This window comes from Acidisphaera sp. L21, assembly GCF_009765685.1.
Taxonomy (GTDB): domain Bacteria; phylum Pseudomonadota; class Alphaproteobacteria; order Acetobacterales; family Acetobacteraceae; genus LMUY01.
Genome location: NZ_LMUY01000038.1, coordinates 1 through 5,997, shown reverse-complemented (window position 1 = coordinate 5,997; position 5,997 = coordinate 1). Strand labels below are relative to the sequence as shown.

Here is a 5,997-nt window from a genome sequence, read left to right as displayed (position 1 = left end):
TCGGGTTGGCACATTCGAACCGTTTTGGTGTCGTGATCGACGCCTAGGTCAGCATGGCGTCAAAATGCGCGAAAGGCGAACGAGGCCTCATGGTGCCCGGCGCGGCGGTCCAGTCGTGGCGTTGATTGGCCGCTTGGAGCGACATTGATGTCTGAATTACGGCATGATGCGAGTTGGCCCCTGCCCGGCCTCATTGGTTTGACGTGATAAACGACGCGTATTGCGGCGTCGTCTCTAATGACTGGTAATGTCGCTTATGCGGGCTGACCGCCTTCGTGTAACGTTGGTTTCAGATCGCCAGGCTTGATAGTAATTACGTGTGTGGAGCAATAGGCAAAGCTACACCAGCAGCTAGACAGTAGCTATCGAGTAGCGACCAGATAGCTACCAGATACGCAGCGGGCTGGGGATGCGTCCCGTATCTGCGATCCCTGCTCCAACGGGCGAGAGGGCCCGCAACAAAATAATATCAGATAGGTCCCTAGTAGCTATCCGACGCCTCTCCGTTGACGACCAGGTGGCTACCCAGTATCTAGCTTATAGCTATCCGGGAGCTAGCAGGATGCCGACCATTGTGTTTGCCAGCCCAAAAGGCGGAGCCGGCAAGTCTACCAGCGCCGTCGTCCTGTCCTGTGAGCTTGCTCGCAGCGGGGTTGGGGTCACGATCATCGACGCCGACCCGAACCGGCCTGTCACCAAATGGGGTCGGTTGGAGGGGAGGCCCAACAGTCTCACCGTGGTCGGCGACGTAACTGAGGCGAGCATTATCGACGAAATGGAGACGCGAGCCGCGCAGGTCCCCTTCGTGATCGTCGATCTGGAAGGCACAGCGAGCATGACGGTGGCATACGCCATCAGTCGCGCGGACCTCGTCATCATCCCGGTGCAAGGCAGCCAGTTGGATGCCAGCGAGGCCGCGAAGGCCATCAAACTGATCCGTCAGCAGGAGAAGGCCTTCAGCCGTCGCATCCCGTATGCGGTGCTTTTTACCCGCACGAGTGCAGTCATCAAACCCCGGCTCCTCCGTCACATTCGCGAGGAGCTGCAGGGCGCCGACGTCCCGATCTTCAGTGCCCAGATGCACGAGCGTGAGGCATTTCGAGCAATATTCTCCTTTGGCGGCACGATCGACACGCTTCGCCCCTCCCAGGTCAGCAACCTGCCGGCCGCGATCAGCAACGCCCGAGCTTTTGCAGCCGAGGTGGTGGGGATGCTCAGACATGACGCGAACGGAGCAGCGGCGTAATGGCTGACAAGCGCGCCTCTGTCTTTGATGATGACGATATCGATGTCAGCGGCTTTTCGCCCAAGCCGGCAGGGACGGGGGCTACGAAGGATCAGATCGCAGCCGTGGCCGAACCCGCCGCGTTCCGAAGCCGCGAACCCGCCGCTCCACCACGCCCGCCACAGCCAGACATAGCGCCGCCACCGGCGCAGCGGCGGGAGATCCGGCGCCATCGCACCGGGCGCAATGTGCAGCTCAACCTCAAGGTTAGGCAGGAAGACGCCGATGCGTTCTATGCGATTGCCGACCAGCGAGGTCTCGTTCTAGGTGAGGTGTTTCAGCACGCCGTCGAGGCGCTTCTGAAGCAGGGTAGCTCATAGCTATCTTCTAGCTATCCAAGGCTTTGCGCGGCTGGGCGTCCGCGCGCTAGAGGCTGCTCAGATCGGGGAGATTAAGCATACACGGGTCAACTTTCGTCAGTATCTGGGGCGGTGAACATCCGCTTTGTCACGTTGTTGCGCCAAAGATCGGCAGGGCGGAGGTAGGCGAGAGCCACTTGGGTGCTTTTATGCCGGGTCTGGCGCATAAGGTCGGGTAGGGACGCCCCGGCATTCCCAGCAGCAGTTGCCAAACCAGCGCGCAACGAGTGGCCGCTGTATCGCTCGGGGTCGAGCCCGGCGCGGGCAGCCGCCCCTTTAATTAATCGGACAACTGCCTTATCGGACAAGCCAATACCGGTCGGTTGTCCGGCTTTAGTCACCGCGCAGAATAGCGGCCGATCCTGGCGGGCGCTGTCCCCCACGGACCAGTCCAGGTCCGTCGCCAGATGCCGCTGCGCCAGCCAAGTGTCCAGGGCGGCGAGGGGGCAGAACAGGGGATCGGACGGGTTCGCCCAAATGGCAATGTCTTGGCCTTGACCGTGCTGATCGGTCTTGGACCGGCGAACCAGCAACCTCAGCCCGCGGCCCGGCACTGCCGTGACATCGCCAAGCCGAAGCGCGACCAATTCGGAGCGGCGTAGGGCGGCGCCAAAACCCAACAGCAGCATGGCGCGATCGCGTGCGCCTATGGCGGTGCCGGGCAGGGGGCAGGCGCTCAACAACTGGCGGAGGATTTCGGGAACGGCCGGAGTGGCCTGCCGAAGGGGGCGGGTGCCACGACCACGGGTGATACCCTCAATCACCATGGCCAGCCGAGGATTGCGCAGATCCAGCGGGATGCTAGCCAACTGATGCGCAGTGCGAATAGCGGCGAGATCGACACGCAGCGTGCTGACCGCCACGCCGTCATCTGCGCGCTTCGTGGCATACATGGCCAGCAGATCCGGGTCGCCGCTGAGTGGCTCTCGACCGAGCGAACGACACCAGGCCTCGTAGCCACGCCAGGCGGAGCGATACGCCCGGCGAGTACCATCACCTCGGGCACGTGTGGCATAGATCGCCGCACGGGCTGCAAGCGCTTCTAGTTCGGCGCCGCGACCAGCAGCGCCCGGCACCTGTAGATCACCCAGCAGATCGGTGTGCAGGGTCAGCGAGTTGCCGCCAGGAGGGCGCTGCCCAGTCCAAGTATCGCCGAGTGGGTGAGGGGGCGGCTCGGGCATGTCTTGATCGTTCATACGACAAGACTAGTCGTCCCAGTCTACGTCCGCAAAGCCTGTTTAGCGGACATCGCCATCGCTGCTCAAATCTAGTGTTGCTCGGCTTTACCTCGCTTTATTGCAGACACGCCTTATTTGAGAGTGGCCCCTTATTGTGGCTTGTGGAGGATCGCCTGTTGCATAGACGGCGGTCGCTTCGCTCTGGTCAACAGCACCTGGCTGCCGGCTAGGCATTTGCCGTCAGCCTAGTTTTGCAGCAAGCTTTGTCGACATTGACGAGACGTCGGCCTCTCCAGTGCCGCAACCTACACTGGCCTTTCGCCGCACCCAGGCTCGCAATTCGCGGATCAACTCAAACCTGATCTGCCGCGCACCAGAGGGTAGACGACCCTGTCCGTTGGTCCAACGCGCCTCACCGGTGAACCTCCCGCGTGCTGCCTCGGGCTTGTGCCAGCCGTTGTCCGGCAGGTCGGCCACCGACACCGGCTTGCCGTCCAGCCACACGCCGGACACGCGCACACCCAATCGACGTAGGTCCGTCATGTTCGCCCGCACTTGCGCTGGCACGAAATGTGGCGACGCAAGCCAGGCCTCCCTATAGGTCGGAGGCAGGTCGAAGGTGTAGCAATCATCATCGGCCCAGTTCGGCGAAATCGCGACGCCATCCACTACCACGTGCATGTCTACATCTGCCGTCATCTCGTAACCCAGTCGCTCTGCAACGCCCAGTATCTGGGCCCTCGCTGCCGTGACGGCCTGCTTCGACATGGGGAAGGACGTGCGCCCGTCAATTTTCTCGGTCGACGAGAAATTCGGATGCAGCCGCAACACATCGCCCCCGTTTTCGAATGCAGTCCGGTTGCCGGTGTCGAGGTAGCTTTCTGCCGGGGCGCCGTTGGCGATGATGATGTCATGCCGCTCCAATTCCACATGCCAGTAGGTCACACTGTCAACGGGTACTGTCGCAACGGTGGCACCGTTTATCAGGCGCTCGATCGGTAACAGAACACCCTCCACCAACACGGCATGGCCGGGGCTGAGCCAGAGGTCGTCGTAGGGCAGGCCGCTGCCAAATGCCCCAGCCTCTACCCGCACTGGCAAGACCGTCGCTGGCCTCGGATGGCTACGGCAGTCGATCCGCCGATGACCCACCCAGATGATCGGTTGGTCCTCCCCTGACGATGTCACGACGATGTCACCAATTGCTAGGTCCTCGACCAATACCTCTCCCGCGAGCGTCCTTATGCGCGTACCAGAGCAGTAGCAGGCCGGAGATTCGGCCTCGCTAAAGGTATTTTGTATGACGCTCAAGGCGCTCGGGTTGCTCTGGGGGCTGAAGTTCGTGCCCTCCGCCGGCGCGGTCACCGCGACGTTCGGGTCCCAGTTCCAGAAATTCACGCCGACGAGAGACGTGTTGCCGTCTGCTTGCCAAGCCGTTTCGAACGCTTGGTAAAGCTCGGTCTGCAACGGCTGGTCCACGACATTCGTGCTGCTGCCGAACGGCGAATTCGCAGCATCGGTCGCGTCCTCATAGCCAAGTTCGGTGAAGAAGATGGGCTTGCCCAAGTCTGCCGACAGACTTTCATAATATTGGATCAGCGATTCTCCACCCGTAAGCGCGGCGACGTTGGGATCGGTCGGTGCACCTTCCCACCCAGCAACCAGTTGCGCCTCCGTTGGGTTAGCTGCGTCCGAAACGGGGGCATACTCGTCGATGCCGACGTAATCGAGTTGGTTCCAGAAACTAACTTGGGTCTCGATATTTGCGGTGCCAACGGGGGCGCCCCCGAATTGCCAGGGGGACTGGCTGTCGTCCCAATCGGCAGAGTAGGTCAGCTTCCCGGTGAATACGGCTTTTACAGCACTGATAATGCCGTCCCACTGCGTTGCAAACTGGGGCCCCGTCAGCTGATCGATTTCAGTACCGAGGCAGAATACACTGGCCCCCGCTTGTTGTGCGGCGGTGGCTTGCGTCACCAGAATCGACTGATAGCTGCTGAAGAAGTTGTTCACCTGAGTCGGTGTCGTCGGGTAAAAATATCCGCGGAAGTCGCCAGTCATGCCGCCGTCGATACTCGGGTCGAGAAGATCGATCAGCGGGCGGACCATGACTTGCTGGTTGTCCGCCTTCGCCTCCGTGATGGTCGATCCGAGGCTGGCGATGCTATCGGTGAAATTGGCGTCGGTGACAATCTGGCCTGTCGTCGTGTTGATGCCATACTCGTCCTCCAGCGCGGCGGAGTTGGACCCGGTTGCCTGGAGGTCGGATAGAGCGTCCCCGTTTTCGTAACCGCCGTTGTAGAAGGCCGGATAGTTGAAACCGGCGTATGTGAGTTTCAAGGTCATTGAGCATCCCCTCGGGCTCGTTCAACGCTGCGAGCGTTGCAGGTCCGTTCCTTAGACGCAACAAAACCCTCTCCGCTGACTGCCAGAGGGCGGTGGAAGCGGAGTTCGCGGTTTGGTCTGATAGCGGAGGTGGTCGCCGGGATCGTGTGGATCGCGCATCGCCGCACTGTCGGGCGGCGAGTTTGGTTGTGCCAAAACCTGCGAACGCTGCTATTTCAAGGGCACCTCACCCAAAGGCCGCAATGCCCTATTACACGAAGGTTCTTCGGCCGACCGAGCAGGTGATCTTCATCGGCCGCCTCCATTGGCTAATCTACTCTCGCGGCTTGCTCGTCTTCATCGTAGGTCTGCTGGTGTTGATGGTCGGCATTGTGTCGCCGGTCGACATCGCGGGGCATCTGGCGTTGCCGATCCTCTCGATCCTGATCTTTGCCATGGCGACGTTGATCTTGGTCGTCAGCGCCATCCAGCGGGTCACGACAGAAGTCGTGGTCACCAATCTGAGAGTCATTTACAAAACGGGCTGGCTCAGCCGCACCACGGCCGAGATGAACACCAGCAAGATCGAGACCGTTGACGTCATACAAAGCTTGGCCGGTCGTGTTCTGGGATTTGGGACCGTGCTGATCCGCGGCACCGGCTCGACCTTCGAGCCCTTACAACGGATAGCTGAACCGCTCGAGCTTCGGAACGCTATCCTTGTTGGATAGCGTTCCGATCTCCCATTCGCCCTGTCCTGGCCGACCACAGCATTCGGCGACGCCGGACTGCCTACGCTCCAGTGCTGGGCGGAGGAGCTGCCCTGAACCGGTCGAGTACGTTGCGAGTG

Annotated in this window: 5 protein-coding genes; 3 read left to right on the top strand and 2 right to left on the bottom strand. The window is 61.1% G+C overall.

Features of this window, described 5'->3' with window-relative positions; translation table 11 throughout:
- Positions 1 to 562 precede the first annotated feature (562 nt).
- Both GSQ76_RS09095 and GSQ76_RS09090 read left to right on the top strand, forming a co-directional pair.
- The gene (locus tag GSQ76_RS09095; RefSeq protein ID WP_158743599.1) at positions 563 to 1,246 is read left to right on the top strand and encodes a ParA family protein; all 684 of its coding nucleotides are present in this window, start codon (positions 563 to 565) and stop codon (positions 1,244 to 1,246) included.
- Positions 1,246 to 1,605, top strand: a complete 360-nt coding sequence (locus GSQ76_RS09090; RefSeq protein ID WP_158743598.1) for a stability/partitioning determinant — start codon at positions 1,246 to 1,248, stop codon at positions 1,603 to 1,605. The genes GSQ76_RS09095 and GSQ76_RS09090 overlap by 1 nt, the downstream gene beginning before the upstream one ends.
- A gap of 86 nt (positions 1,606 to 1,691) precedes the next feature.
- Here the strand turns inward: GSQ76_RS09090 and GSQ76_RS09085 are convergent, their stop codons facing one another.
- Together GSQ76_RS09085 and GSQ76_RS09080 are read right to left on the bottom strand one after the other, a co-directional pair.
- Positions 1,692 to 2,825, bottom strand: coding sequence for a tyrosine-type recombinase/integrase (locus tag GSQ76_RS09085; protein ID WP_158743597.1), 1,134 nt, complete (start codon positions 2,823 to 2,825; stop codon positions 1,692 to 1,694).
- Positions 2,826 to 3,062: 237 nt separating this feature from the next.
- Complete coding sequence (locus GSQ76_RS09080) at positions 3,063 to 5,168, bottom strand: Hint domain-containing protein (RefSeq protein ID WP_158743596.1); 2,106 nt, start codon at positions 5,166 to 5,168, stop codon at positions 3,063 to 3,065.
- Between the two features lie 242 nt (positions 5,169 to 5,410).
- Here GSQ76_RS09080 and GSQ76_RS09075 point away from each other — a divergent pair, with 242 nt between their 5' ends.
- A complete protein-coding gene (locus tag GSQ76_RS09075) occupies positions 5,411 to 5,878 on the top strand; it encodes a PH domain-containing protein (protein WP_158743595.1) in 468 nt (155 codons plus the stop codon).
- The last annotated feature ends 119 nt before the right edge of the window (positions 5,879 to 5,997 follow it).

Bases quoted from the DNA above. Each gene is read 5' to 3' on its own strand.
- GSQ76_RS09075 (WP_158743595.1), top strand. From the start codon at position 5,411: ATGCCCTATTACACGAAGGTTCTTCGGCCGACCGAGCAGGTGATCTTC.
- GSQ76_RS09080 (WP_158743596.1), bottom strand. From the start codon at position 5,168: ATGACCTTGAAACTCACATACGCCGGTTTCAACTATCCGGCCTTCTAC.
- GSQ76_RS09090 (WP_158743598.1), top strand. From the start codon at position 1,246: ATGGCTGACAAGCGCGCCTCTGTCTTTGATGATGACGATATCGATGTC.
- GSQ76_RS09085 (WP_158743597.1), bottom strand. From the start codon at position 2,825: ATGCCCGAGCCGCCCCCTCACCCACTCGGCGATACTTGGACTGGGCAG.
- GSQ76_RS09095 (WP_158743599.1), top strand. From the start codon at position 563: ATGCCGACCATTGTGTTTGCCAGCCCAAAAGGCGGAGCCGGCAAGTCT.